The organism is Microvirga sp. Mcv34 (assembly GCF_024519725.1).
Lineage (GTDB): Bacteria > Pseudomonadota > Alphaproteobacteria > Rhizobiales > Beijerinckiaceae > Microvirga.
In genome coordinates this window covers 20,034-46,250 of sequence record NZ_JALJRK010000014.1, presented here as the reverse complement: position 1 = coordinate 46,250, position 26,217 = coordinate 20,034, and the positions used below count along the sequence as shown (strand labels likewise).

20 protein-coding genes are annotated in these 26,217 nt (G+C 63.7%); 12 read left to right on the top strand and 8 right to left on the bottom strand.

Features of this window, described 5'->3' with window-relative positions:
- Window positions 1–177: 177 nt before the first annotated feature.
- A complete protein-coding gene (locus OC446_RS10220) occupies window positions 178–3,639 on the bottom strand; it encodes a DUF3971 domain-containing protein (RefSeq protein WP_262028922.1) in 3,462 nt (1,153 codons plus the stop codon).
- A gap of 158 nt (window positions 3,640–3,797) precedes the next feature.
- Between OC446_RS10220 and OC446_RS10215 the strand changes: the two genes are divergently transcribed.
- From OC446_RS10215 to OC446_RS30840, 3 genes are all read left to right on the top strand, one after another.
- On the top strand, window positions 3,798–4,268 hold the full coding sequence (locus OC446_RS10215; protein ID WP_262028921.1) for a peroxiredoxin: 471 nt from the start codon (window positions 3,798–3,800) through the stop codon (window positions 4,266–4,268).
- An 84-nt stretch (window positions 4,269–4,352) separates the two neighbouring features.
- Entirely contained in the window at window positions 4,353–5,717 is a 1,365-nt protein-coding gene (locus OC446_RS10210) for a matrixin family metalloprotease (RefSeq protein WP_262028920.1), read from the top strand.
- A gap of 190 nt (window positions 5,718–5,907) precedes the next feature.
- Complete coding sequence (locus tag OC446_RS30840) at window positions 5,908–7,074, top strand: matrixin family metalloprotease (RefSeq protein WP_315986492.1); 1,167 nt, start codon at window positions 5,908–5,910, stop codon at window positions 7,072–7,074.
- A gap of 87 nt (window positions 7,075–7,161) precedes the next feature.
- Here OC446_RS30840 and prfB read toward each other — a convergent pair.
- From prfB to OC446_RS10190, 3 genes are all read right to left on the bottom strand, one after another.
- A protein-coding gene (gene prfB / locus OC446_RS10200; protein WP_262028919.1) for a peptide chain release factor 2 occupies window positions 7,162–8,290 on the bottom strand; the annotation gives its coding sequence in 2 pieces (ribosomal slippage) (window positions 7,162–8,220 and window positions 8,222–8,290; 1,128 coding nt in all).
- A gap of 177 nt (window positions 8,291–8,467) precedes the next feature.
- Window positions 8,468–10,921 (bottom strand): penicillin-binding protein 1A, encoded by a 2,454-nt coding sequence (locus tag OC446_RS10195; protein WP_262028966.1) that lies wholly within the window; start codon window positions 10,919–10,921, stop codon window positions 8,468–8,470.
- A gap of 110 nt (window positions 10,922–11,031) precedes the next feature.
- Entirely contained in the window at window positions 11,032–12,279 is a 1,248-nt protein-coding gene (locus OC446_RS10190; RefSeq protein WP_262028918.1) for an N-acetylmuramoyl-L-alanine amidase, read from the bottom strand.
- A 609-nt stretch (window positions 12,280–12,888) separates the two neighbouring features.
- Here OC446_RS10190 and OC446_RS10185 point away from each other — a divergent pair.
- Window positions 12,889–15,609 carry a ribonuclease E/G gene (locus tag OC446_RS10185; RefSeq protein ID WP_262028917.1) on the top strand — a complete coding sequence of 907 codons (2,721 nt, stop codon included), beginning with the start codon at window positions 12,889–12,891 and terminating at the stop codon, window positions 15,607–15,609.
- A 160-nt stretch (window positions 15,610–15,769) separates the two neighbouring features.
- Here the strand turns inward: OC446_RS10185 and OC446_RS10180 are convergent, their stop codons facing one another.
- On the bottom strand, window positions 15,770–16,951 hold the full coding sequence (locus OC446_RS10180) for a pyridoxal phosphate-dependent aminotransferase (protein WP_262028916.1): 1,182 nt from the start codon (window positions 16,949–16,951) through the stop codon (window positions 15,770–15,772).
- A 185-nt stretch (window positions 16,952–17,136) separates the two neighbouring features.
- Between OC446_RS10180 and OC446_RS10175 the strand changes: the two genes are divergently transcribed.
- From OC446_RS10175 to aat, 6 genes are all read left to right on the top strand, one after another.
- Window positions 17,137–17,916 (top strand): DsbA family protein, encoded by a 780-nt coding sequence (locus OC446_RS10175; RefSeq protein ID WP_262028915.1) that lies wholly within the window; start codon window positions 17,137–17,139, stop codon window positions 17,914–17,916.
- Window positions 17,917–18,181: 265 nt separating this feature from the next.
- Window positions 18,182–18,649 (top strand): type II 3-dehydroquinate dehydratase, encoded by a 468-nt coding sequence (gene aroQ / locus OC446_RS10170; protein ID WP_262028914.1) that lies wholly within the window; start codon window positions 18,182–18,184, stop codon window positions 18,647–18,649.
- A 26-nt stretch (window positions 18,650–18,675) separates the two neighbouring features.
- Window positions 18,676–19,152 (top strand): acetyl-CoA carboxylase biotin carboxyl carrier protein, encoded by a 477-nt coding sequence (gene accB, locus OC446_RS10165; protein ID WP_262028913.1) that lies wholly within the window; start codon window positions 18,676–18,678, stop codon window positions 19,150–19,152.
- 8 nt (window positions 19,153–19,160) lie between these two features.
- Window positions 19,161–20,519, top strand: coding sequence for an acetyl-CoA carboxylase biotin carboxylase subunit (gene accC, locus OC446_RS10160; RefSeq protein WP_262028912.1), 1,359 nt, complete (start codon window positions 19,161–19,163; stop codon window positions 20,517–20,519).
- Window positions 20,520–20,601: 82 nt separating this feature from the next.
- On the top strand, window positions 20,602–21,204 hold the full coding sequence (locus OC446_RS10155) for a class I SAM-dependent methyltransferase (RefSeq protein WP_262028911.1): 603 nt from the start codon (window positions 20,602–20,604) through the stop codon (window positions 21,202–21,204).
- A 61-nt stretch (window positions 21,205–21,265) separates the two neighbouring features.
- Window positions 21,266–21,940: a leucyl/phenylalanyl-tRNA--protein transferase gene (gene aat / locus OC446_RS10150; RefSeq protein WP_262028910.1), complete on the top strand. Its 675-nt coding sequence runs from the start codon at window positions 21,266–21,268 to the stop codon at window positions 21,938–21,940.
- Window positions 21,941–21,982: 42 nt separating this feature from the next.
- On the opposite strand, the gene OC446_RS10145 is transcribed toward aat, so the two are convergent.
- Entirely contained in the window at window positions 21,983–22,576 is a 594-nt protein-coding gene (locus tag OC446_RS10145; protein WP_262028965.1) for a DUF2155 domain-containing protein, read from the bottom strand.
- A 236-nt stretch (window positions 22,577–22,812) separates the two neighbouring features.
- Here OC446_RS10145 and OC446_RS10140 point away from each other — a divergent pair, with 236 nt between their 5' ends.
- On the top strand, window positions 22,813–23,823 hold the full coding sequence (locus OC446_RS10140) for an SDR family oxidoreductase (protein ID WP_410055055.1): 1,011 nt from the start codon (window positions 22,813–22,815) through the stop codon (window positions 23,821–23,823).
- 157 nt (window positions 23,824–23,980) lie between these two features.
- Here OC446_RS10140 and OC446_RS10135 read toward each other — a convergent pair whose 3' ends face one another.
- Both OC446_RS10135 and OC446_RS10130 read right to left on the bottom strand, forming a co-directional pair.
- The gene (locus OC446_RS10135) at window positions 23,981–24,973 is read right to left on the bottom strand and encodes a bile acid:sodium symporter family protein (RefSeq protein ID WP_262028908.1); all 993 of its coding nucleotides are present in this window, start codon (window positions 24,971–24,973) and stop codon (window positions 23,981–23,983) included.
- A 175-nt stretch (window positions 24,974–25,148) separates the two neighbouring features.
- Window positions 25,149–25,304, bottom strand: a complete 156-nt coding sequence (locus tag OC446_RS10130) for a DUF1127 domain-containing protein (RefSeq protein WP_262028907.1) — start codon at window positions 25,302–25,304, stop codon at window positions 25,149–25,151.
- 232 nt (window positions 25,305–25,536) lie between these two features.
- Here OC446_RS10130 and OC446_RS10125 point away from each other — a divergent pair, with 232 nt between their 5' ends.
- Window positions 25,537–26,154: a hypothetical protein gene (locus tag OC446_RS10125; protein WP_262028906.1), complete on the top strand. Its 618-nt coding sequence runs from the start codon at window positions 25,537–25,539 to the stop codon at window positions 26,152–26,154.
- Window positions 26,155–26,217: the final 63 nt, after the last annotated feature.

Below are 26,217 nucleotides of genomic sequence, written 5' to 3'. Positions count from 1 at the left end.
CGCCTTTCTTGTCTCTGTCGCGGCACTAAAGCATCGAACGCAAAAGTGGGAACCGGTTTTGCGTGAAAAGATGCGACACAACAAAAACTTATCGCATCGAATGTGGGGTGGAATTCACGCCTGATGCGCTAGGGTCCGGGTTCGCACGCGGCGCCTCGGAATGCCCCTCCGACGCCCTCAGCGCTCCGGCACGCTCGGCAGCGATCCCGTCTGCGGTTCCGCCGACACGCCGAAGAGTTTGCGCAGGAATCCGGGAGCGACGGCCGAGAGCGGATTGACCGTCAGGGAGGGCGAACTCGCCTGCCCGTTCAGGCGGAAATTGACCGCAAACAATCCCTCGTACTGCCCACCACCCAGAAGCGGCCCGAAGAGCGGCACCTGAGCGAACACGTTGTTGAGGCCATAGGCGGGCACGAAGGTTCCGGCGATATCGAGCCGGTCGCGGGCATAATCGATGAAGCCCCCGAGCGTGAACCCGATCTGGTTGCCCCAGATCGCAGCGTCCTTGAAATCGAGCCGGCCGGCATTGCGGGTGAATTCGAAACGGGCCTTGGTGAACTGGACCTCGTTCACGTCCACGCGGACAGACTGCGGATTGCCCGCCCGATCCTGCCCGGCGACGATCTGGGTCTGGGTCGGGATGATCCTGCGAAGGGCCGGCTCGTTGACCAGGGCGAACGAGCGCAGGATCACGTGGCCGGCCTGCGGGCCGTCGCCCGTGGCGAGCTGGAGAATGAGATCGCCGCCGGACATGCGCCGGTAGACATCGGTGAAGCGCAGCAGAGCACCCGCATCTTCAGCTTGAAGGATCACCACCTGATTGCCGGCATCCGGCATGGTGCGCCCGATGACGTCCGTCGCACCGAGCCGCCCCTTCATGTCGAGCTGGCGTAGGTTGTCCTTGCGCACGGAGGCCTTGATCACCGCATTGGTGATCGCCTCCTCGTTGTAGCCGGTGAGGATGTTCAGGTTGAGGTCGAGGTCGAAATCCTTGCCGTCCTTCTGAGCGGCCGCATTCCGGCCTGACGCGGCGGAGCCGGTAGCGCCGCCCTTCACGAAGGGGCGAGCATCGCCCACATTGCCGCGGATCGCGACCTTGTAGACGTTGTTGGCGCGCTCGACCTGGGCGCGCATGTCGTCGCCGGGCGAGAGCTTGAAGGTCGAGAGTTCGGCCTTCTCCAGCCCCCCCTCGTTCGTGAGCACCGCATTGCCCTTCAACTGCACCGCGCCGCTCTCGAGGAGCAGGTCGCGGATTTCGTTGGTCGGTCCTTCCACCATGGTGAAGGCCAGCTTTCCCGGCCGTCCGGCTGGCTTCACCCAACCGGGGATCAGCTGATCAATCCCGGCCTTGGCGAGATCCGCCTCGACGAGGATGTGCGGCGGGGCGGAAGCGCCGAGGGGCAGGCTTGCCTTCAGGCCGATCGTTCCGGTGAGCTGGGAGCCGAAGGAGAGCCCTCTCCGGCTGCGGGCCGCCTCGTCGAGGGAGAAAGCGACGCTGGCTTGGCCACCCTGCCGATTCTTCTGAAGGTCGATGGCCGCCTGGCTTCCGGCGAGCTTGCCGTCGCCTTTGACGGCAAGCTCGCCCTTGTCATAGGCGATCGTCAGATTGGCGCCTTCCAGGCGATCCTTGCCGAAGAACTTATCGACGGCGAAATCACTGACCGTTCCGCTGACTTTCAGCGGCAGGTCGGCGAAGGGCGGGATGTCGCCGACAGGGAGCCCGATGCCAACCCGCAGATCCGTCTTGCCTTTCATGGTTGCGGGATCGATGTTGAAGCCCGCGATTTCCCTGATGAGCGGCTCCAGCAGCAGCGCGCCCAGTCCATCGGCTCCCCCGCCGAGGCGGAAGTCGATGCGGGCCACGGCTTTGTCGTCCCAATAATTGTCCAGGATGAAAGCACCGTCGGAGGCCATAAGCGAGCGCCCCTCCGGCATCTGGACCAGTCCCGTGGAGGCTCGCACCCCGACCTGCTTGCCGGTCACGCGTCCGACCACATTCATGCCGGAGATCGGCGGCAGGCCGTCCGTGACCTGGAGTGTGCCGTCGGAGATGGCGAAGTCGATCTTCAGGGACTCGGGTGGGGTAGGTCCGCCCGAAAGAGCCTTGGCGATATCCGCGCCACTCATGGCTACCTTGAGATCAATGGCATCGAGCATGCCCGCCTTCAGGTTGGACACGAGGAACCTCCGGACCGGAGGAGCGACCGCCTCGGGCCAGATGCGCAGGGCGGAACGGATGTTCGTCTTATCGGCGTGCACGTCCAGGTGAAGGCCCTTCGGGTCGGCGGAAGCCCCCAGGAGACCGGAAATGCGGGCCGACAGCTCGGGCCCTTTGAGGGTGAGGCTGTTGATCGTGACGCCGTCGGAGCCGGACAGGTCGGCTGCGAACTCGCTCACCTGAAGCGGGCGATCCCTGGCCGTCGCACCGGACCACTGGAGGTCGCGGCCGCTGAGCGACAGATGCCACGGCTTGTCGGCACTGTGCGTGGCCAGACGCCCCTGGAGCTGGAGCTTCGTATCGCCACCCTTCAGGTCGAGTTTCTGGAGTTCAAGAGCCTTCTCGGCCTCGTTCCACTGCGCCTGGATCGTGGCGTGCTCTATCGGGAACAGCGACGTGTCCTTGTCCTCGATCTGGAACGTGCCGGCATTGCTCTCGAGCCGCGTCTTCAGCTCCGTGATGCGTCCCGCCGCATAGGCGATGTCGAAGCGACCGGAGAACTCGATATCGGTGCTGGCCGGCAGTTCGGATGCTCCCGCAAGCAGGAGGATGTCCTTGATCGGCACTTCGCGGGCAACCACGCCGGCCCGGTAGGCCCCGTCGCCCTCCACGACGGCGTCGCCGTTGAGCTCCCAGGGGCCCTGGTCCCCTTCGACCGTCGCGGCGAAGTGCCGTCCGCCCTTGTCGGTCCAGTCGAAGGCCGCGTCGACACGCTGGAACCTGGCCCGTTCCCGGCCATCCGCATCGACGAAGACAAGGCGCGCATTGGTCAGTTCGGCCTGTCCGAGCGCGTTGAGAACGCTCCCAGGGCCCACCATGAGTTCGAGCAGCGATCCGACGACGCCCGAGACGGGCGAAGGCCCATTGGCATCGCGCGCCATGGATGCCGCGGCTTCCTTGGAGGGCTCCGGCGCAACCGGCGGAGCCGAAGCGCCCGTCTCCCCGTCGGCGGACTGGACGGGCGAGAAAGCGAGGGAACCGTCCCGGTTCACGAGCACCCGCAATTGCAGGTCGCGGACCGAGATGGCCTTGGGCTGAAGGTTGCCGGTCAGGAGGGACGTGAGGTTGACGCTGAAGATCGCGTAGGGCGCCCTCAGGACGAGATCGCCGCCCGGCCCCCGGATATCCAGGCCGTTGGCGCGCAGGGCGGGAGAGCCCTCATGGAGCTCGATGGCGGTGTTTCGGAGCGTCACGTCCCAGCCCGGCCCAATCCGGGCCGCGAGGGCTTCGGCAACCCGCTCGGGCAGGCGCCCGAAGCTCATGGGAGCCGCGGAGAGACGCAGGTAAAACAGGCCGAACGCGGCCGCCAGGAAGACGACGAGGCCAAGCTTCACATAAAGAGTGCCACGAAGAACGCGCTTGAATAGGCTCCGTTTGACCGGGTCTCGCCGGGACAACGTGGTGCGAAATGGACGCTTCATTCTTGTGACGTTGAACAATCCGGTTCTTGCGCCTGGGCGCTTATCAGGGAATCAGAGAAGAGACCTTAACCGCCTCAGATGCCTCCCGCGACCGTTCCCGTCAGTCGTGCACACCAGAGGTTTCCAAACAGTACATTCCGCCAAAAGAAAGGCGATTCATGTCTCTTACCATCGGAACCAAAGCTCCAGCCTTCTCCCTGCCTGCGACAGATGGTCGGGAGATCAGCCTCGACACCCTGAAGGGCCGCAAGGTCGTGCTGTATTTCTACCCCAAGGACGACACCAGCGGCTGCACCATGGAGGCAAAGGACTTCCAGGCCCTCAAGGCGGATTTCGCCGCCGCCGATACGGAAATCGTGGGCGTTTCACCGGACCCGCTGAAGAGCCACGACAAGTTCCGCGCCAAGTACGGCCTCGACTTCTCCCTAGCGTCGGATGAGGCCAAGGCCATGCTGGAGGCCTACGGCGTCTGGGTCGAGAAGAGCATGTATGGCCGCAAATACATGGGCGTCGAGCGGACCACGGTGCTGATCGACCGGGATGGCAATGTCGCCCAGGTCTGGAACAAGGTGAAGGTACCAGGCCATGCGGAAGAGGTGTTGAAAGCCGCACAAGCCCTCGACGCATGAGGGAAAATAGCCTTGCAGCTTTTGATTGCAACGTAATAAAGTTTATAGAATCGTTCAATCAGTATGCTGCAGGGCCTACCCCATATGCCGGACTACAAAGCCATTCTCTCGGGCCAGAGCTGGAATGGCCTGTCCAGCCTCAAGGTCAACAAGACACCTGTTTTCCTGACCTATACGTTCAACGGCCCGCGGTGGGGAGCGACGAAGTTCGGGGGAGCGGACAAAGCCTTGGCGCGAAAGGCCCTGAAGATGTGGGGCGATGCCTCAGGCATTCGCTTCATTGAGGTCAAGGGCCAGGAAGCCGAATTGAAGTTCCAGTGGAAATGGGGATATTGGGACCATTCCGGGTGGGCCGAGTTCCCGGAGCTTGAGACTGTCGACGAAGAAGGTCTCGCCCGGGACTACGATGGCGGGAACATCTACCTGAACGAGCGTTACCGTTCCGAACTCGGAACATATAAGGGCTTCAGGCTGTATGTCATGCTCCATGAGATCGGCCACGCGCTCGGCCTCAAGCACCCTTTCCACAGGATGGACCACAACAAGCAGCTGCTGAAGTCCGAGCTCGACGACGTGAAGTACACCGTGATGAGCTACACGGGGGGCGACATCAATATGCAGCCGCCCGGCCTCGGCCCTCTGGATATCCAGGCCATCCGCGCACTCTACGGCAGCCCCTCAAAAGACGGAAAACAGGTCGCGAAGTGGAGCTGGAGCAAGACGACGCAGACCCTCACCCAGATCGGCAAGAGCAAAGCGGACGTCATCCAGGGCGTCTCGGTTAAGGATGTCATCAAGGGAGAAGCGGGTGACGACAGGATCTACGGCTTCGACGGCGACGACATGCTCCACGGGGGCGATGGCAATGATTTCCTGAGCGGCGGCGACGACGATGACAATCTGTTCGGTGAAGCCGGCAGCGACACCTTGAGCGGTGGCTATGGCGACGACATTCTGCAGGGCGGCGCCGGCAGCGACGTCCTGAACGGCGGGTCGAGCGATGACGTCCTCTACGGAGACTTGGGTAACGACGTCCTGAAAGGAGGATATGACGACGACACTCTTTACGGAGGCGTGGGAAGCGACACCCTGACAGGAGGCCGCGACAGCGACCACTTCGTTTTCGATGCCCCGTTCAACGGCATCGACGACATCGACCAGATCACGGACTTCAACCAGAACCCGAAATCGACATGGTTTGAAGATGTGGAGCAGGACAGGATCGTCCTATCGTCGGCCATCTTCAGCACCCTCGCAAAAGGCCTCCTGCAGGAGCAAGCTTTCGTCAAAGGAGCGTCCGCGGAGACTACCGGGACCAGGATCATCTTCGATCCGGAAGAGCAATTGCTCTCCTACGACCCGGACGGAACCGGCCCCGGGGCGGCTATACGCTTTGCGAAGCTCCTGGGCACGGTGACGCTCAGCGCCTCGGACTTCATCGTCGTTTAAATCGCTAGCAATACGACAGGTCCTAAAGGAGCCTACCTTATTCGTCCTTATCGATTTCACACTCTACGTGCTCACCTTCTTTATTGCCCGTGCCTCTCCCGAACCTAGGTTTTCAATCCTCATCAACCCTTGACACCTTAATGGACGAGAAATATTTTGAAATAACATTGCAATTCGTGAACTAGGCGACATGGCCAGATACGTATCCAACTACATGGGAATCATCTCGGGAGACAACTGGCTTGGCCATTCCACCTTGCGGATGACTAAGACGCCTGTCTTCCTGACATATTCGTTTCCAAAAACCATGACGAAGGACGATCGCACTTCGTGGCCGGAGGATGCTTCGACTTGGCGTCCTTTCTCCGATCAGGACAAGGCCGCCGCCAAGGCGGCGCTGGCTCAATGGGGAAAGGCATGCGGCATCACATTCTTGGAAACCAAGGGCGACCATGGTGACATTCAGTTTAGCTGGATACCATCAGGGCAAACCGCATTTGCATACCGGCCGTCCAATTACTATCCGTATGGTCCGGAGGAATTCACATATTTCTATGAAAGTGCCGGAAACGTTTACTTAAACCCAACTTACGAAGAATATTTCAGCCAGAATCCAACACAAAAAAATCTGGCCTTGCTGCATGAAATCGGCCATGCAATCGGCCTGAAGCATCCTTTCAGCACGACGGATCTCAACCCTCGTTTACTTTCCAAGACTTATGACAGCCTGAAGTATACAGTCATGGCTTATTCCGATCCGGAAGAGCCCATCCCCGCGACCCTGCGTCCGTTCGATATCCAGGCAGCACGAAAACTCTACGGCCCGCCATCGGCAGATGGAAAACAAGTGTCGAAGTGGCATTGGAGCCGATCGAAGGAAGTTCTAACGCAGATTGGAAAATCCAAGGCCGATGTCATGCTTGGAACAAGTGTAACCGACATCATGAAGGGACAGGACGGCGATGACCGTCTTCATGGTCTCAAGGGAAATGACGAACTTTACGGCGGCCTCGGAAACGATGTGTTGATCGGTGGACCGGGTAAGGACAGCTTCGTGTTCGATACTCAGCCGCAGAAAGACGCAAACGTCGATAAGATTGTCGATTTCGCTCCTGAGGAAGACCGAATTGTTCTTTCCAGCGCTATCTTCTCGGAAGCCGGCCCTGTCGGTCGGCTGAGCGAATCAGCCTTCGCGATCGGTTCAAGTGCCAAAGACGCCGCCAGCCGTCTCATTTTCGACTATAGTTACAGCTTTGCGCTTTACTATGATCCGGATGGGACAGGTGCGCGGCCACAGATCAAGATCGCAACAGTGAACGACGTTTCTATGAACGCAAGTCACTTTCTCATCGTGTGAGATCAGCTTCCCAACGACAGCCGCGCATCATATGCGCGGCCCCATGCATGACGAAAGGCCCGCTCTTGTCGAGTGGGCCTTGTCTCCTTAATCGATATCCTCGACCTCAGCGTCGCCGCCATAGACGCGCTGGGCGAGCGAGGCTTCCATGAAGGGGTCGAGGTCACCGTCGAGCACGTCCTGCGGGCTTGTGGACTGGGCGCCGGTGCGCAGGTCCTTCACCATCTGGTAGGGCTGAAGCACATAGGAGCGGATCTGGTGGCCCCAGCCGATATCCGTCTTCGCAGCGGCCTCGGCGTTGGCCTTCTCCTCCCGCTTCTTCAACTCGGCCTCGTAGAGGCGGGCGCGCAGCATGTTCCAAGCGGTGGCCCGGTTCTTGTGCTGGGAGCGCTCCTGCTGGCAGGCCACGACGATGCCGCTCGGAATATGCGTGATGCGCACCGCCGAGTCGGTGGTGTTCACGTGCTGGCCGCCGGCGCCCGAGGACCGGAACGTATCAATGCGGCAGTCGGATTCCTTGATCTCGATGTTGATGCGGTCGTCCACCACCGGATAGACCCAGACCGACGCGAAGCTCGTGTGGCGGCGGGCATTCGAATCGTAGGGCGAGATGCGCACGAGCCGGTGCACGCCGGACTCGGTCTTGAGCCAGCCATAGGCGTTGAGGCCCTTGATCAGGAGCGTGGCGCTCTTGATCCCGGCCTCTTCGCCGTCGGTGATTTCGAGCAGCTCGACCTTGTACTTCCGGCGCTCGGCCCAGCGGGCATACATGCGCTGGAGCATGTTGGCCCAGTCCTGGCTTTCCGTGCCGCCCGCGCCCGAATGCACTTCCACATAGGTGTCGTTGGCATCCGCCTCGCCCGAGAGCAGGGTCTCGACCTGGCGGCGGGCCGCCTCGGCCTGGAGGCTGCGGATCGTCTCCTCACCCTCGCGGATCGTGGCCTCGTCCTCTTCGGCGTCGCCGAGTTCGATCAGCGTGATGGCGTCTTCGAGGTCCTGCTCGAGGCGCTTCACGGCCGAGATCTGGTCCTCGAGCGACGTGCGCTCGCGCATGATCTTCTGCGCGGCGTCGGCATCGTTCCAGAGGTTCGGATCCTCAGCCTGGGCGTTCAGTTCTGCGAGGCGTCGCTGGGCAGTATCCCAGTCAAAGATGCCTCCTCAGCAGCCCGACTGACTGCTTGGTCTCTTCTACGAGATGTTGAATTTCGGCGCGCATGGGTTCTCTTGAGTCCGTGCCTGTGATGGGTGCGTCTTAGAGCATCGGGCCTCAAAGTGGAATGCACTTTCGGCCCCGATGCCCAAGTCGGCGGATCGCCGGCGGCTGCTTTCGCGGCCGTCGGGCAATCCGCTTTCCGGGTGTGATTGGGCGATTTCTATATGGGGGCGAAGCCGCTCAGTACAATCCGCCCGGGCCTACGCCCACGGCCCGCTGCCCGCTTGGCGGAGGAGCCGGAACGTACTCGGCCTGCGGGACCTCTTCCGCCGAAGGTTCCGGCGGCACGTATTCCGGCGGGGCCTGACCCGGCTTGAACGCTTCGAGGATCGTGCCGCCGCCCTCGCCGCCCGCGCGGGTGCCGGTAGCGGCGTTGACACGGATCAGCTTGATGCCCGCAGGCACGCGGAACGGCGTCGCCGGCTTGTCCTTGAGCGCCATCTGCATGAAGTCGCGGAAGACCGGCGCCGCGTATTGGCCCGCCGTCGCCGCGTTGCCGAGCGACTTCGGCTGGTCGTAGCCGAGGAACACGCCGACCGCGAGATCGGGCGAGAAGCCTACGAACCACACGTCCTTGGCGTCGTTGGTGGTGCCGGTCTTGCCTGCGAGCGGCTTGCCGACGGCCTTGACCGACTGCGCCGTGCCACGCTGGACCACGCCTTCGAGGATCGAGGTGATCTGGTAGGCGGTCAGCGGATCGAGCACCTGCTCGCGAGTCTCGGTCAGCTTGGGGGCAGCGCCGCCATCCCACTTCTCCGCATCGCAGCCGCTGCACTTGCGGTCGTCGTGACGATAGAGCGTCCGGCCGTTGCGGTCCTGGATCTGGTCGATCAGGGTCGGCTTGATGCGGCGGCCGCCATTGGCGAACATGGAATAGGCCGCCGTCATGCGCATGACCGTGGTCTCGCCGGCGCCCAGCGACATGGAAAGCAGCGGCAGCAGGTCGTCATAGACGCCGAAGCGACGGGCATATTCCGAGATGGCCGGCATGCCGACCTCGTTGGCGAGACGCACCGTCATCAGGTTCTTGGAATGCTCGATGCCATAGCGCAGGGTGCGCAGCCCGCCCGACTTGCCGTCGTAGTTGGACGGCGCCCAGGCCGCCTGCCCCGGCCCCATGTCGAGCACGAAGGGCGAGTCCATGATCTGGTTCGACGGCGTGTAGCCGTTGTCCAGGGCGGTCGCGTAGACGATGGGCTTGAACGAGGAACCCGGCTGGCGCATGGCCTGAACCGCTCGGTTGAACTCGCTCTGATCGTAGGAGAAGCCGCCCACCATGGCGTGGACGCGGCCCGTGTTGGGATCCATGGCCACGATGGCGCCCGAAATCTCGGGGATCTGGCGCAGGCGGAACTGGCCCTGCTTGTCGGCCAGCGGCTCCACATAGACCACGTCGCCCACGGACACGGCACGCTCGACGGGGCGACGGGTCCATTTGGCGCCATCGGCCGTCACGAGACCGGTCTCGCGGTCCTTGGCCACCTGCCCGGACGCTTCGCGCTTAGGCTGCAGGCCGATCTTCGCGCGGCCACCGGCCACCTCCAGCACGACGGCCAGGCGCCAGGGCTGCACGTCGCCGAGTGCCGATACGTCGGCCAGGGCGAGCCCCCATTCGCGGCCGGCGAGGTCGATCTTCTGCTGGGATCCGCGCCAGCCGCGCGCCTCGTCGAAGCGCACGAGACCGTCGACCAGGGCCTTGCGGGCCATGGCCTGCATCTTGGGATCCAGGGTCGAACGGATGAGCAGGCCGCCCTCATAGAGGGTCTCCTCGCCGTAGCGCTCGGCGATGTCGCGGCGCACGCCCTCGGCGAAGTAGCCCGACGCGATGCTATTCGGCGAGACCACGCGCGGCTTGACGTTGAGGGGCTCTTTCTGGGCCGCCTCCGCGTCCGCCTTCGAGATGTAGCCGTTGGCGGCCATGCGGTCGATCACCCAGTTCCGGCGGTCGATGGCGGCCTTGCGCTGGCGGAAGGGATGGTAATTGTTCGGCCCCTTGGGCAGAGCGGCGATGTAGGCGGCTTCCGCGATGGTCAGCTCGTGGATGGACTTACCGAAATAATCGAGCGCCGCCGCCGCGATCCCGTGCAGGTTGCGGCCCGGGGTCAGGGTGCCGAGGAAGATTTCGTTGAGATAGAGCTCGAGGATCTTGTCCTTGGAGAACGTCGATTCCATGCGCAGCGCGATCAGCGCCTCTCGAATCTTGCGCTCGTAGCTCCGCTCGTTACCGACGAGGAAGTTCTTGGCGACCTGCTGCGTGATGGTCGAGGCGCCCTGCTCCCGGGCTCCGCCGGAGCGGAGGTTGGCCACGACGGCGCGCACGAGGCCCTCGGGATCGACGCCGACATGCTTGTAGAAGTTTTTGTCCTCGGCCGAGAGGAAAGCCCCGATCACGAGCTTGGGCACGGCCTGGATCGGCACGTAAAGGCGGCGCTCACGAGCGTATTCGGCAATCAGGCTGCCGTCCGACGCATGGATGCGGGTCATCACCGGCGGCTCGTAATTGGCCAGCTGGGCGTGATCCGGCAGGTCCTTCGAATAGAACCAGAACCCATAGGCGAGCCCCACGGCGCCGATCAGGAAGAAGATCGCTCCAACGCTGAAGAGGAAGCCGAAAAATCGTAGGACGAAGCGCATCCGATGGTATTCCATGACGGCGCCCATGGCGCCTGTTTATGCAGATCTTGAAACGCGCATCCTCGTTACCCGATGAATCGCGCCCCCGCTATGGGGTATCCACACTGTCTCTATGGTAAAACTGCGGCAGCGCCCCTGCGGGCAAACCGCGCGGCGAAAAAGCGATCCACCGCGACCGACATGGCTGACACCATTTTGGCGCGCCAGTCCTCTGACATCAACAGGTCCAGGTCCTTTTGGCTCGAGAGATAGCCGAGTTCGACCAGCACGGACGGCACGTCATGGGCCCGCAGCACCTGGAAACGGGCTTGCCGGTGAGGATTCTTGTTGAGACGGGCGACGGAATCGAACTCGCCCACGAGACGGCTGGCGAAGCCGTGCGAGAAGCTCCGGGTTTCCCGGAGAGTCAGCTCCATGAGGATGTCCGATACGTCGTCGGGAATGTCGCGCGATTCGACACCGGCGACTGCGTCCGCCTTGTTTTCACGGTCGGCGAGCCGGGCGGAATCGGCGTCCGAGGCGCGTTCGGCCCCGGTATAGACCGTCAGCCCCCTCACCTCCTGGCCTCCGGAGATCGAATCCGCGTGGACGGAGATGAACAGATCGGCCTGGACCCCGCGGGCGGCGCGAACCCGGTCGCCGAGGGAGATGAACACGTCCTCGTCGCGGGTCATGACGATCCGGTAGCGACCGTTCTCCTCCAGCTTCCTCTTGAGCCTCTGGGCGAAGGCCAGAACCAGGTCCTTCTCGTAGACATTGCCCGAAGAGGCATTCGCCCCCGGGTCGATTCCGCCATGGCCGGGGTCGATCACGATGACCGGCCGGGCGTCCTTAGGCCCCTGGACGGCGGGCACCGACGAAGCTTCCCGAGTAGCGGATGCATTGTCGGCGGCCGCCTTGTGGAACTCCTCCCGCTCGGTGCGGGACAGCTCGATGGTCAGGATCGTCGCCACGCCCGTGGGGTCGGGCGCGGTGGTCATGCCCGAGACTACGGCCGGCTGAGTCAGTTCCATGACCACCCGGGAGCGGCCCGGAGCAAAGAGACCGTAGCGGTAGGAGGCGATGAGCCCCTCCCTGCCGCGCCCCGCTTCCTGGGGCAAGTGGAAGGCAACCTCGGGCAGGTCGATGATGACCCGATCCGGACGCTCCATCAGCGAAACCTGCGCCAGGACCGGTTTCGACAGAGTAACCTTAAAGCGAGTTTTCGCTCCCTCCGATTCGACCGTGACGGCCGCCGCGATGGTTTGAGCGCCGGCCTTCGCGCCCTCTCCGGCCGCATGGGCATGCCCCGTCCACGCGGCCACGAGGGCCACCATGAGGCATGCGCCGACAAGGCGGATGAAGGGGAAAACGGGCATGGGTAATCGCTGAGCTGTCTCGCGTCCTTCCTATACTGATAGACGCGGCTTGGTTAACGGAACCTCACGTCGCACGCTGGAATACTGACACTCTGTTGCATTCATAGCACAGTGATACGGGATCTTGCCAAATGCCCCAATCGCTCTGTAATGATCTTGATCCCGTTCGGCATGGCCGAATCTGACGGCGGATCCGGAGGAGACGGTTGGCTTGACCGATCCTCCAGGAGACCCGTCACCCTCGACAGGCTCACGGACAGGACCATTTGGCGACGCTTGTCGCCACCCGCCGATGACCGAGTTTCGGCTCATCGATATCTAGTACGAAAGGGCCGTGTCGAATGGTTGCGCGCACGAAGTCAGTTCTGACCTTCGTTTCTGCACCGTTCGAATCGCGCGTTTCATCCCGCGCACGCCCTGGCTTCACCCTTTCCGGCCCAGAGCCGGCCCAATTCAACCCAGAATGCGCCCCACCGCGGCGCACGATGGCGATCGACAGCACTCCGAACGCAATTTCAGCCCGCCGTCCTTCCGGGCGGCGCGGCCATCCGCCCACAATGCGGCCCCTGCCTCAGGTCCTGCCCTCGATCGCCATGTCGAGAGTTCAACATGGCAAACAAGATGCTCATCGATGCCTCACACCCGGAAGAAACCCGGGTCGTGGTGGTACGTGGTCAGAAGGTCGAAGAATTCGACTTCGAATCCGCTAACCGGAAGCAGCTGCGCGGGAATATCTATCTCGCCAAGGTCACCCGGGTCGAACCGTCGCTCCAGGCGGCCTTTGTGGAATACGGCGGAAACCGCCACGGGTTCCTCGCATTCAGCGAAATCCATCCCGATTACTATCAGATTCCCGTCGCCGACCGTCAGGCGCTGCTCGAAGCCGAAGCCGAGGCTCAGGCCGAGGAGGAGCGCGAGGAGGAGCGTCGCAGCAACCGCCGCCGCCGCCGGTCCTCGCCGCGCCGCGCCGAGAACGACGAGACATTGGTCTCGACGGAGGCCGAAGCCGGAACCGAAGGCGCCGTCGAGGGGCCCCAGGAGAACAACGGCTCCGAGCACGCCGGCGAAGAGCGCGAGGCCTCGGGTTCCGACACGCATGACGCCGTTGCCCTGGTGATGGCCGACGATCAGGCCCCGGGCGAGAAGACCGAAGAGGCCGCCATCGAGGCGGTCGAGGGCTCGGCCCACGTGGAGGCCCCGGAGGGATTCGAGACCGCCGAGGGCGATGAGGCTGCTGAAACGGCCGAGGCCCGGACGCCCGAGGGCGACACGGAAGCCGACGAGGACGAAGAAGACGAGGACGAAGACGAAGACGATCAGGACGTGGAAGAGCACGAGATCGTCGAGCAGCTCGGCGGCGACGACGCGATCGAGGACCTGCCTCCTCGCCGGCGCACGCCCCGCAAGCAGTACAAGATCCAGGAAGTCATCAAGCGCCGCCAGATCCTGCTGGTCCAGGTCGTGAAGGAGGAGCGCGGCAACAAGGGCGCGGCTCTGACCACCTACCTGTCGCTCGCCGGCCGCTATTCCGTGCTCATGCCCAACACGGGCCGGGGCGGCGGCATCTCCCGCAAGATCACCAACGCGGCCGACCGCAAGCGCCTGAAGGAAATCGCCCAGGAGCTGGAGGTGCCCGAGGGAATGGGCATCATCCTGCGCACGGCCGGCGCCTCGCGGACCAAGCCCGAGATCAAGCGCGACTACGAATACCTGATGCGCCTCTGGGAGAGCGTGCGCGAGCTGACCCTCAAGTCGGCCGCCCCCGCCCTCGTCTACGAGGAAGGCTCCCTCATCAAGCGGGCCATCCGCGACCTCTACAACAAGGACATCGACGACGTCATGGTCGCCGGCGAGGAGGGCTATCGCGAGGCCAAGGACTTCATGCGGATGCTCATGCCGAGCCATTCGAAGCTGGTCCAGCCCTATCGCGACCCGCAGCCGCTCTTCGCGAAGTTCGGCGTCGAGGCGCAGCTCGATGCCATGTTCTCGAACGTGGTGACCCTGAAATCGGGCGGCTATCTCGTCATCAACCCGACAGAAGCCCTGGTTTCCATCGACGTGAACTCCGGCCGTTCGACCCGCGAGCACAACATCGAGGACACGGCGCTGCGCACCAACCTCGAGGCGTCCGAGGAAATCGCCCGGCAGCTGCGCCTGCGCGACCTCGCCGGCCTCGTCGTGATCGACTTCATCGACATGGAGGAGAAGCGCAACAACCGCGCCGTCGAGAAGAAGCTCAACGAGTGCCTGAAGAACGACCGCGCCCGCATCCAGGTGGGCCGCATCTCGCCCTTCGGCCTGCTCGAGATGTCGCGCCAGCGCATCCGCACCGGCGTGCTGGAATCCTCCTCGATCCCCTGCCCGCACTGCGCCGGCACCGGCTTCGTGCGCTCGACGCCGTCGGTGGCCCTGCAGGTGCTGCGCTCGATCGAGGAAACCCTCATCAAGAATGCCAGTTACAACCTCGTCGTCCGCACTCGGATGGAGGCGGCCTTCTACATCCTGAACCAGAAGCGCATTCATCTGCGCGACCTGGAGACCCGCTTCGGCGTCGCGATTTCCATCGTGGCCGACGACAGCCTCCACGGCACGACCACCTATGCCATCGAGCGCGGCGAGCCTGCCCTCAAGCTCGAGCATAAGGCGGCCGCGACCGGCATCCAGATCGACGCGATTGACATCGACGAACCCGTCGAGGAGATCGAGGTCGAGGCTGAGGAGGAGGCCGCCGAGGAGACTCAGGGCAGCGAAGAGCGTGGCGAGGAAGGCGAAGGCGGTGGACGCCGCCGCCGTCGGCGCCGTCGCCGTCGCGGACGCGACCGTGAAGGCTTTGCCGGCGAAGCCCAGGGCGAAGAAGGCGCGGAAGCCGGAGAGGCCGAGGGAGAATCCGACGAGGAAGAGGCCGAGGTCGGGGCTTCCGGTGACGAGCCCGCCCCCGTCGAGGCCGGCGAGACGGACGAGGATTCCCGTGGTGGACGCCGCCGTCGTCGCGGTCGCCGCGGCGGCCGCGGACGCGGCCGTGACGAGGCGACCGAGGAATTCGCCCTTGAGGAAGGTTTCGTCGCCCCCGATGAGGTCCAGGCCCCGCTTCCTCCAGTCGAAGCCGCCCCTTCAGAGGTCGCCACGGAGACGCCGGAGCCGCAGCAGGCCGCCGGGAGCGAGCCGATCGTCACGCCAGAGCGTCCCGTCGCCGAGGCCCCCGTTCCGCCGCCGGCTCCCGCCGCTCCCGAGCCGGAACCGGTCGCCGTGGTCCTGACCCCGGAAGATCCCAATCGCCCCAAGCGCGCCGGCTGGTGGTCCAAGGCCAAGTCGGTCCTGAGCGGGTCGTAAGGTTTAAAAACAAAATGCCCGGCTCGAAGCCGGGCATTTTGCAGAAAGAGACTTGTTCTTCGCGTCATGGCCGGCCGTGTGCCGGCCATCTCAATTTGAAGAGCGTTGCGCCCTTCGGATCAGAATCATCGGCACGAGGCCGGTGGTGATGTGAGCGGAATTACTTCAACCAGCTCTTCAATCGCGCCACCGTCTCGCGGCAATCGTTCTCCGATCCGGCAAAGGACAGGCGCAGGTAGTGGGAACCTTCGATGGGGTCGAAATCGAGCCCCGGCGTGGCCGCGACACCCGCCTCCTCCAGCATCCGCCGGGAAAAGCCGATGGAATCGTTCGTGAATCGGGCGATGTCGGCGTAGATGTAGAAGGCGCCGTCCACGGGGTGCATCTCGTTGATGCCGATCTTGGGCAGCTCCTCGAGGAGATAGGCGCGGTTGCGGGCATAACCCGCCTTCACGGCCTCGAGCTCCTCGGCCGCATCGAAGGCGGCGAGCGCCGCCACTTGGGAGAGATAGGGCGGCGAGATGTAGAGGTTCTGCGCCAGCCGCTCGATGGGCCGGACCAGACGATCCGGCACCACGATCCAGCCGATGCGCCAGCCGGTCATGCAGTAATATTTCGAGAACGAGTTGATCACGACGGCATCGTCGTCGGAGGCGAGCGCCGTAGACGCCGCTTCGCCATAGGTCAGTCCGTGATAGATCTCGTCGGACACGAACCACAGCCCCAGGCGGCGACAGGTCTCGCCCAGCTCGGCCAGGGCCTTGCGGCCGATCATGGTGCCGGAGGGGTTCGCCGGGCTCATGGCGAGGATGCCGTGCAGGGGCTTTTCCCCATGGGCCTTCTCGATGGCCCGGGCGGTCATGATCCAGCCATCCGCCTTGGCGAGCGGGATCGTCACCGGCTCGATGCCGAGCGCCTCCAGGATGTTCCGGTAGGCAGGATAGCCCGGCGCGGTAATCGCCACCCGCTGCCCCTGATCGAAGAGGCTCAAGAAAGCCAGGACGAACCCGGCCGACGAACCGGTCGTCACCACGACCCGCTCGGGCGCGATGCTGACCCCATAGGCGTCGCGGTAATGCCGGGCGATCCGCTCCCGCAGCGCCGCGATGCCAAGGGCCTCCGTATAGCCGATGCGGCCGAGATCGAGCGCCGCCTTGGCGGCCTCGCGGGCGGCGCGCGGGGCAGGCGCGGACGGCTGGCCTACCTCCATGTGGATGACGCTGTCGCCCCGCCGCTCCTTGGCCGCGGCAGCACTCAGAACATCCATGGCCAGGAAGGAGGCGACGCGATCCATGCGGCGGGCGACGAGGGGCTGGTGAAGATCGGCGGATGATTTGGTCATGGCAGGCTCGTATCCCGTTGCAGGGCCGGTCTCAAGGCAGTTGATGACAGTGAAACGTCCAATACGAACCCGTGATTTGACGACGCAGGGCGCAAGACGCTAACTCGCGGTAGAACACAGAGTCTCAACTCCGCCCCGAACCATTGCTAGAGAGGGGCGTCAAGGACTTCCGCAAAGGACCGAACATGCGCTTTTCGCTTCTCACCATCGGCCGGACCGCAGCCCTGCTCGGCGCGCTGGCGATCGCACCCGCCGCGATGGCGCAAGGGTCGGTCTTCAACGATCAGCAGAAGCAGGCCATCGGCGAGATCGTGAAAGACTATCTCATCAAGAACCCGGAGGTTCTGACCGAGGTGATCGCGGAGCTCGAGAAGCGCCAGGCGGAGGCCCAGCAGGTCGCCCAGGCCAGCGCCGTGAAGGAAACGAAGCAGTCGCTCCTGAACGCGTCCCACTCCTACGTGGTCGGCAACCCCTCCGGCGACATCACCATGGTGGAATTCTTCGATTACAATTGCGGCTACTGCAAGAAGGCCCTGTCCGACCTCCAGACCCTCATGAAGAGCGACCCGAAGCTGCGGGTCGTCCTGAAGGATTTCCCGGTGCTCGGGCCCGATTCCGTCGAGGCGAGCCGGGTGGCGCTGGCGGTCAAGAACCAGCTCCAGGGCCAGAAGCTCTTCGATTACCATACGAAGGTCCTGGAAAGCCGTGGCCGCGTGAACGGCGAGCGTGCCATGGCTGTGGCCAAGGAGATGGGCGTCGACATGGCCCGCCTCCAGAAAGACGTGGAGAGCGCCGAAATCCTCAGCGCCCTTCAGGAGAACATGGCCCTCGGCGACAAGCTCAACCTGACCGGCACACCCGCCTTCATCGTGGGCGAAACCGTCATCCCCGGCGCCGTCGGCCTCCAGCCCCTGAAGCAGCTCGTGGACAACGTGCGCCAATGCGGCAAGGCGAGCTGCGGCTAGGCTTCCAAGCCAGGCCATAGGCCCGGCCTCCGGTCTCGCGCTCACCAGCCTCGTGCCGGTGATCTCAACCCAAAAGATGCGACGCTTGACGGTATCGGGACGGCCAGGACGGGCACGTCCATGAAGAGAGAATGCCTTTATTACGCTACGGAACTCACGCCAAGCTTGGGAAAGCCTTGGTTTTCCCCTTCCCCCGTGCTCGCCTTTTGGCTAAGAGGGCGTTTCTGCTCCGCCAGACGGAGCTGCAAGGAACGCTCCTTATCCGATGACCACCGTCTTCGTCCTCAACGGACCCAATCTCAACCTGCTCGGCCGCAGAGAGCCTCACGTCTATGGCAGCACCACGCTGGCCGACATCGAGACGCTCGTGCGCGAGAAGGCCGAGACCCTGGGGGCGACGGTCATGTTCCGGCAGTCGAACCACGAGGGACAGCTCGTGGACTGGATTCAGGAAGCGGGAGCCCAGGGAGCCGGTATCGTCATCAATGCCGGCGCCTATACCCACACCTCGATCGCGCTCCGTGACGCCATCTCGGGCAGCGGCGCCCCGACGGTCGAGATCCACATTTCGAATGTTCATGCCCGCGAGGGCTTTCGCCATCGCTCGTTCTTAGCGCCCGTCTCCGTCGGCGTGATCTGTGGTTTCGGGCCCATGAGCTACGTGCTCGGCCTGGAAGCGGTTCACCAGGTGATGGCCGAGCGCGCACGGCAGGCGAAGCCCTCCCAGCACTAGTTCCTCAGGAAGTAGAGGTAAGCCCCATGGCCAAGGAAAACCCTTTCGATCCCGATCTAGTCCGTGAGCTGGCGAATTTGATCGCCGACACGGATCTCAGCGAGATCGAAGTGGAGAAGGGCGACCTTCGTATCCGCGTGGCGCGCACGGTCACGGCCGCGGTTTCCGTCCCGGTCGCGGCTCCTGCCGCTCTCGCCCCCGCGCCGGTCATCGCCCCGCCTCCGGCCGCCGCCGGAGACAATGCTGCGGCCAAGCCCGGCGCTCCGCATCCGGGCGCAGTTCTGTCGCCCATGGTCGGCACCGCCTACCGCAAGCCCTCTCCGGACGCGAAGTCCTTCGTCGAGATTGGCTCCAAGGTCCAGGCCGGCGACAAGGTCCTCCTCGTCGAGGCCATGAAGACCTTCAACGAGATTGTGGCGCCCCGCGCCGGCACCGTGACCGCCATCTATGTCGAAGACGGAACTCCTGTTGAATACGGTGAACCCCTCCTCGTCATCGAGTAAGGCGCGACATGTTCGATAAGATCCTCATTGCCAATCGCGGCGAGATCGCCCTGCGAATCCTGCGCGCCGCGAAGGAGCTCGGCATCGCCACCGTGGCCGTGCACTCCACCGCCGACGCGGACGCCATGCATGTGCGGCTCGCGGACGAGAGCGTCTGCATCGGCCCGCCGGCCGCCCGCGACAGCTACCTCAACATCCCGGCCCTGATCGCCGCCTGCGAGATCACCGGGGCGGACGCCATCCATCCCGGTTACGGGTTCCTGTCCGAGAACGCCCGCTTCGCGGAGGTGCTGGAGCACCACCGCATCGCCTTCATCGGCCCGAAGGCGGAGCATATCCGCATCATGGGCGACAAGATCGAGGCCAAGCGGACCGCCAAGCGGCTCGGGATCCCGTGCGTGCCAGGTTCCGAGGGCGGCATCAACGACGAGACCGAGGCCAAGAAGGTCGCCAAGGAGATCGGCTACCCGGTCATCATCAAGGCGGCGGCCGGCGGCGGCGGGCGCGGCATGAAGGTGGCGCGCAACGAGGACGATCTCGTTCACGCCTTCCAGACCGCCCGCACCGAGGCCAAGGCCGCCTTCGGCGACGATGCGGTCTATATCGAGAAGTATCTCGAGAAGCCGCGCCATATCGAGATCCAGGTCCTGGGCGATGGCAAGGGCAACGCCATCCATCTGGGTGAGCGGGACTGCTCGCTGCAGCGCCGCCACCAGAAGGTCTGGGAGGAAGGCCCCTCGCCCGCGTTGAATCTCGAAATGCGCGAGCGCATCGGCGGCGTCGTGGCGAAGGCCATGCAGGAACTGCAATATGCGGGCGCCGGGACCATCGAGTTCCTCTACGAGGATGGCGAGTTCTATTTCATCGAGATGAACACCCGTATCCAGGTGGAGCACCCGGTCACCGAGATGATCACGGGCATCGACCTGGTGAACGAGCAGATTCGCGTGGCCGCCGGTCATCCGCTTTCGGTGCGGCAGGAAGACATCAAGATCGAAGGCCATGCCATCGAGTGCCGCGTGAATGCCGAGCACCCCTCGACGTTCCGCCCCTCGCCCGGCACGATCAGCTACTTCCACCCGCCGGGTGGCCTCGGCGTGCGCGTCGACTCGGCCGCCTACCAGGGCTACCGCATCCCGCCGCACTACGATTCCCTCGTGGGCAAGCTCATCGTCCATGGCCGCACTCGCAACGAGTGCCTCATGCGCCTGCGCCGCGCCCTCGACGAGTTCGTGGTCGACGGGATCGACACCACCCTGCCGCTCTTCCGCACACTGGTGCGCAACCCGGACATCCAGAACGGCCAGTACGACATCCACTGGCTGGAGAATTTCCTGAAGACCGGCGGTTTGAGCGAAACGGAATAATATTGTTACATCGTAATAGACCCTCTATTCTGCCGCCGTCGGAATAGAGGGCTTCGTTCCTGAAGCGAGGCCATGAGAAACCATGCCTCGCTTTCTTCATATTGGCTGCGGCCGCAAACGTAAGCACCAGACCGTTGCGGCTTTTGCCGATGCGGCATGGGACGAGGTGACGCTCGATATCGACGCGAACGTCGAACGGGATATCGTCGATAAACTGCCCGAGCTGTCCAAGGTCGGTTCAGACACCTTCGATGCCGCCTATTCGGCCCACAACATCGAGCATCTTTATCCGCACGAGGTTCCCTTAGCGCTCAAGGCGATGCGACGTGTGATCAACCCGGACGGCTTCGTCATTCTGACCTGTCCGGACCTGCAGACGGTAGGGGAAAGGCTATCGGTAGGAGATATCGAGACGCCGATCTATACGAGCCGTAGCGGCCCTGTCTCACCCCTGGACATGCTTTATGGGTTCAGGCCAGCCATGAAAGGCGGTAACCTCTACATGGCTCACCATACGGGCTTCACGCTGAAATCTCTCGCGAACGCCTGTGGTCAAGCCGGGTTTGCCCAGTTCTTCGGGTTCCGTCGCCCGAACCGCCACGACTTGTGGGGTCTTGCAACGAAGACTCAGAAAACGGGTGACGAGATCCAGGAACTCGGCAAAATCTACCTCAGGCCAATCTGATTTCGCGTTTCTGCTGTCCTATTTTATGAAGGATAGCCCGAACGATCGGATAGATGAGTGAATGACCCGGTCTCCCGACCACGCGATCGATATTACCCCCGATATCCTGCTGAAAGCCTATGCGGCTGGCATCTTTCCCATGGCGGAGGATGCCGACGATCCGTCCCTCTTCTGGGTCGAACCCCGTGAGCGGGGCATCATTCCGCTCGACACTTTCCACATCTCCAAGCGCCTGGCGCGCACCGTCCGCTCGGACCAGTTCGAGATCTGGATCGACCGGGATTTCGACGGTGTTATCGCCGGTTGCGCAGCTCCGGGAGTGGACCGGGAGAAGACCTGGATCAGCCGGCGCATCCGTGAACTCTACGGCGAGCTTTTCGATGCGGGCTACTGCCACACGGTGGAGGCCTATCGGGAAGGTCGACTCGTCGGCGGCCTCTACGGGGTGCGCCTCAACGGGGCCTTCTTCGGCGAGAGCATGTTCCATACGGAACGGGACGCCTCCAAGGTCGCGCTGGTGCATCTGGTGGCGCGCCTGCGACGGGGCGGGTTCTCGCTCCTTGATACCCAGTTCGTGACCTCCCATCTGGCCCAATTCGGCGCCGTCGAGGTTCCCAGACGCATCTACAAGCAGATGCTGCACAATGCCATGGAGCATGGCGCCGACTGGGATTCCTGGCCGCCCGGCAAGGCCGTCAGCGGCGAGGTGGCCCTCGCCGCCCTTCAGAGCGCCTGAAACACAGGATGTGCGTCTGAGTTCGCGTCCGATGCTCCCAGGTCAGCGATCCGTGTTGATGATCGGGGCCGCGGGAGCTTGGCGCCGGGTCGGCTGACGCAGAGGAGCCGTCTGCACGGCCGGCGGACGCGGTGCCGTGGCGCCGCCGGTCGGGGCCATGATGTCGCCCGGTCGTCCGGTATCGCTCGGTGCCCGGGCGGAATCCTGGATCGGCGGAAGCTCCTCGGGCATTTCCTTGGGCTCCGCGATCACCTCCGTGCCGCCTTTGCAATCCACGAGCCAGATGTCGTAAACCGGGTGCTCGAGCCCATGCAGGCCGGGGCTGGCGGCAAAGAGCCAGCCGGAGAAGACCCGCTTGTTCTGCCCATCGGGACCCGGCTCGTCCACTTCGACGAACGAGGTGGTGTTCGGCGCTTCCGTGGGCGGCTTGGTGAAGCAGACCCTCGGGGTCATCTGCAGGGCGCCGAATTGAACAGTTTCGTCGATCCCGACCTCGAACGAAACGATACGCCCGGTGATCTTGTCGAGTCCCGAAAAGACCGCCGTGGGATTCTTGATCCGGTCCGCCTGAGCCGCACCCGCTGCGCCGATTACCCCTGCGAGCACGACAGCCGCCCGCGTCCATCCGAGTTTCATCATATTTTCCAAGCCAGGTCCGATTTGGCGGTTCTTGTCCGGTCTGCCCGGTCGTACCCCTTATCCCGGCACCGCGATAACACGCGAACCATGATGGAAAAAGGGCAAGCGGGAAAAGACCCGTCAGATCGAACCGAAGCCTGGGCATTTCCCCTCACGACAACGTCAAAGAAAATTCTGAACCTCCGGTCCGGCCACAGGTTAACCGGCCTCTATTGATGACGAGAGGCTGGAACATGGACATGAGCGACGGCAACGGGATCTCACGACGGGGCGTGATGGGAGGCGCGGCGGCTGGTCTCGCGACGGCGGCGGCGGCCGGTCAGGCCTCGGCCCAGACGGCTGCCCCAGCCGCGAGCGACGGCGTCGCGAAGGAGGACCCGACGACGAAATACGCCAAGCCACCGTTTCGCTCACAATCCCAGCCCTGGCCGGGCTTGGCCGGCCAGATGGACCCGCGCCCCGACCACGGCGAGACGAGCTATAAGGGATCCGGACGCCTGCGCGGTCGGAAGGCCCTGATCACCGGCGGTGATTCCGGCATGGGCCGGGCGGCCGCCATCGCCTTCGCCCGCGAGGGCGCGGATGTGGCCATCAGCTATCACCCGGACGAGGAGCCCGACGCACGGGAGGTCATCGACCTGATCAAGAAGGAGGGCCGGATCGCCGTAGCCCTGCCGGGCGACATCCGCGACGAAGCCCTGTGCGCGCGCATCGTGGCAGATGCCGTGCAGCAGCTCGGCGGTCTCGATATCCTGGTCAACAACGCCGCCCGCCAGCAGCAGCGGCCAGCGCTCCTCGACATCACGTCGGAAGACTTCGACGCGACCTTAAAGACCAATGTCTACGCCATGTTCTGGCTGACCAAGGCGGCCCTGCCCCACCTGACGCCGGGCTCGGCGATCATCCAGACGACCTCCGAGCAGGCCTATGACCCGTCGGAAAATCTGGTCGATTACGCAATGACCAAGGCCGCGATGATGAACTTCACCAAATCCATGGCGAAGCAGCTCGGCCCCAAGGGAATCCGCGTCAACGGCGTCGCTCCGGGGCCGATCTGGACCCCGCTTCAGGTCAGCGGCGGCGCAACCCAGGAGAAGCTGCAGCAATTCGGCGGCGACACGCCTATGGGCCGACCCGGCCAGCCGGCCGAGCTCGCCTCGATCTATGTCCAGCTCGCCGCAGCCGATGCGAGCTATGCGACGGGGCAGATCTACGGGGCTGCGGGAGGCAGCGGCCAGCCGTAATCCCCTCCTCCGAGCACCGCTCCTCGGACGATGCCTGAGGAGCGGCATCAGACTTAACGTGCGGCTAGAGCTGTTTCCATTGACATGGAATCAGCTCTCTTTCTTGTTTGACCGCATTTTTTGGCGGTGAACCGGATCCACTTCACCGAAAAATGCTCTAGACGACCTTCGCCTTCTCCGGAACGGCAGGAGCCTTCGCGCTGCTCGCGAAGCGACGCGCCAGGACCGCGCAGGTCATCAGCTGGATCTGATGGAAGATCATGAGCGGCAGCACGATGGAGCCCACATCCTGTCCGGCGAAGATCACGTTCGCCATCGGGGCGCCGGAGGCAAGGCTCTTCTTGGAGCCGCAGAAGGTGATGGTGATCCGGTCCGCGCGATTGAACCCGAACCAGCCGCTGACATAAAACGTGAAGAGCAGCACCGCCATCAGCAGCACGATGTCGATCACGACTACCGCGATGAGATCCGTGGCCGAAAGCCTGTGCCAGAGCCCCTCGATCACAGCCTCGCTGAAGGCCCCATAGACCACCATCAGGATGGAGCCGCGATCGACGAACTGCGTGAGCGTCCTATGCCGGCTTAGCCACCTTCCGAGGAAGGGCTGAAGCACCTGACCGAGGATGAAGGGCGCAAGAAGCTGCAGCAGGATGCCCTCGAGCGCCTCGAGGGAAAAGCCCCCGCCGCCTTGCGTGTGGAACAGCAGGCCCACGAGGAGCGGGGTCAGGAACATGCCGAGGATGTTCGATGCTGAAGCCGAGCAGATCGCGGCCGGCACATTGCCCTCCGCAATCGACGTGAACGCGATCGACGACTGAACGGTCGAGGGGAGGACGCACAGGAACAGGATGCCCGTGGCCAGCGCCGGGGTCATCAGGTTCGGTACGGCGAGGACGATGAGGCCGAGAATCGGGAAGACTACGAAAGTGGTGACCAGCACGAAGAGGTGCAGCCGCCAATGGATCATGCCGGCGATCACCACGTCGCGGGACAGGCGCGCGCCATGGAGGAAGAACAGCAGGGCAATCGCGAGATTGGTCGCGACCGAGAACACCTCCGCCGGCTCGCCGCCGATGGGTAGGATCGACGCCAGCACGACCATGCCGAAGATGGCGATCGTGTACCATTCCCGTGAGATCAGAGAAGCCATGGTTACCTTCGTATGGTTGACGCCTGAAACGACGTTTTGTGCCCTGTCCTATGCCTGAAGCTCGTGAAACCCGTTCATCCTTGGCCTGGCCTGGACGGCTTGGCCGAAGACGTCTCCTGAAAAGCGAACGCCCGCCGAGGGCGGGCGATTGCTGCGAGAACCGGTGTTGTGCCGCTTACGCGAAGGTCGCTTCACGGGCGACCCGGGCGATATCATAGCGGGCGATGCCGAGATCGGCCAGCTCACGGTCGGAGAGCTGCGCCAGCTCGCGGACGGTCTCGCGATACAGGCTATAGGTACGAATTTTCGACAGGATGTAAGAAACGAACATGGAAAGCCCCAGCAGTGGACCGGCCCCATGGCCGGTTGTCTTTGCTCTTGTTGCGGTGCGGATATACGGATGCGCTCCCGACTTGAGGAGCCATAAGAATTGATGTCCGTTATGCCCTGACGGCATAGCACCCGAAGGGTATCGCCCTGTGCCGCCCCCTACTCAAGACGGCTTATGAGTCCCACGCCGATCGGTTAAGCTCCCGGGGCAGATGGATCGGAAGCGGACTCACATGGACGAAACGGATCGGCAGGGCGACGCGGCGCGAAGGCGCCTGGGCTTCCTGTCGCTGGAGGAAACGGCCGCCCTCAGCCGGCGCGGCATCCTGCTGCCGGATCCGGGTTCCGTCCTGGTCTCGTCCGATGTTCAGCTGGAAGAGGACGTGGTGCTCTGGCCCAATGTCATCCTCCAGGCTTCTTCCCACGGGCGCATCGCCATCGGCCGCGGAACGAACGTTTTTCCTGGCACCCGGGTCGTTGCCTCGGGCGGGGCGGTCACGATCGGCTCCGGAGCCGAGATCGGCGAGGAAGGCGGCTTCACGATCAAGGCCGGCGCTGGCGACACCATCGCGATCGGGGACGGAACCCGGCTTCTCGGTGGCGGATCACTCACGATGTCGAACCGAATCGGACGAGGTGCCCAAATCCTGGGTCCGGTCCGCTGCCAGAACTGCATCCTGGGCGATGGCGGGACCTATCGCGACCCCGAACCGGACGAGCGGGCCGGCGTCCTGAAGGGTTCAGGCGTGGCACGAGGCATCGAGGTGCCGCAGGGCCACGTGATCCAGGCCTTCGGCCTCTTCGGCGAGGCCGTCATGAGGCGGCAATCGTATTTCCATCCGAAAGGCTGATGTCAGCCGCCGCCGCGCCTCCGCGAATCGAAAAGGCCGCCCTTGGATCAAGTCCAGGGACGG

Coding starts and splice junctions, on each gene's coding strand:
- OC446_RS10140 (WP_410055055.1), top strand. CDS start 22,813: ATGGACATGAGCGACGGCAACGGGATCTCACGACGGGGCGTGATGGGA.
- OC446_RS10180 (WP_262028916.1), bottom strand. CDS start 16,951: ATGACCAAATCATCCGCCGATCTTCACCAGCCCCTCGTCGCCCGCCGC.
- OC446_RS10210 (WP_262028920.1), top strand. CDS start 4,353: ATGCCGGACTACAAAGCCATTCTCTCGGGCCAGAGCTGGAATGGCCTG.
- OC446_RS10125 (WP_262028906.1), top strand. CDS start 25,537: ATGGACGAAACGGATCGGCAGGGCGACGCGGCGCGAAGGCGCCTGGGC.
- OC446_RS10220 (WP_262028922.1), bottom strand. CDS start 3,639: ATGAAGCGTCCATTTCGCACCACGTTGTCCCGGCGAGACCCGGTCAAA.
- accC (WP_262028912.1), top strand. CDS start 19,161: ATGTTCGATAAGATCCTCATTGCCAATCGCGGCGAGATCGCCCTGCGA.
- OC446_RS10195 (WP_262028966.1), bottom strand. CDS start 10,921: ATGCGCTTCGTCCTACGATTTTTCGGCTTCCTCTTCAGCGTTGGAGCG.
- OC446_RS10135 (WP_262028908.1), bottom strand. CDS start 24,973: ATGGCTTCTCTGATCTCACGGGAATGGTACACGATCGCCATCTTCGGC.
- OC446_RS10215 (WP_262028921.1), top strand. CDS start 3,798: ATGTCTCTTACCATCGGAACCAAAGCTCCAGCCTTCTCCCTGCCTGCG.
- OC446_RS10190 (WP_262028918.1), bottom strand. CDS start 12,279: ATGCCCGTTTTCCCCTTCATCCGCCTTGTCGGCGCATGCCTCATGGTG.
- accB (WP_262028913.1), top strand. CDS start 18,676: ATGGCCAAGGAAAACCCTTTCGATCCCGATCTAGTCCGTGAGCTGGCG.
- OC446_RS10155 (WP_262028911.1), top strand. CDS start 20,602: ATGCCTCGCTTTCTTCATATTGGCTGCGGCCGCAAACGTAAGCACCAG.
- aat (WP_262028910.1), top strand. CDS start 21,266: ATGACCCGGTCTCCCGACCACGCGATCGATATTACCCCCGATATCCTG.
- OC446_RS10175 (WP_262028915.1), top strand. CDS start 17,137: ATGCGCTTTTCGCTTCTCACCATCGGCCGGACCGCAGCCCTGCTCGGC.
- OC446_RS10145 (WP_262028965.1), bottom strand. CDS start 22,576: ATGAAACTCGGATGGACGCGGGCGGCTGTCGTGCTCGCAGGGGTAATC.
- OC446_RS30840 (WP_315986492.1), top strand. CDS start 5,908: ATGGCCAGATACGTATCCAACTACATGGGAATCATCTCGGGAGACAAC.
- OC446_RS10185 (WP_262028917.1), top strand. CDS start 12,889: ATGGCAAACAAGATGCTCATCGATGCCTCACACCCGGAAGAAACCCGG.
- OC446_RS10130 (WP_262028907.1), bottom strand. CDS start 25,304: ATGTTCGTTTCTTACATCCTGTCGAAAATTCGTACCTATAGCCTGTAT.
- aroQ (WP_262028914.1), top strand. CDS start 18,182: ATGACCACCGTCTTCGTCCTCAACGGACCCAATCTCAACCTGCTCGGC.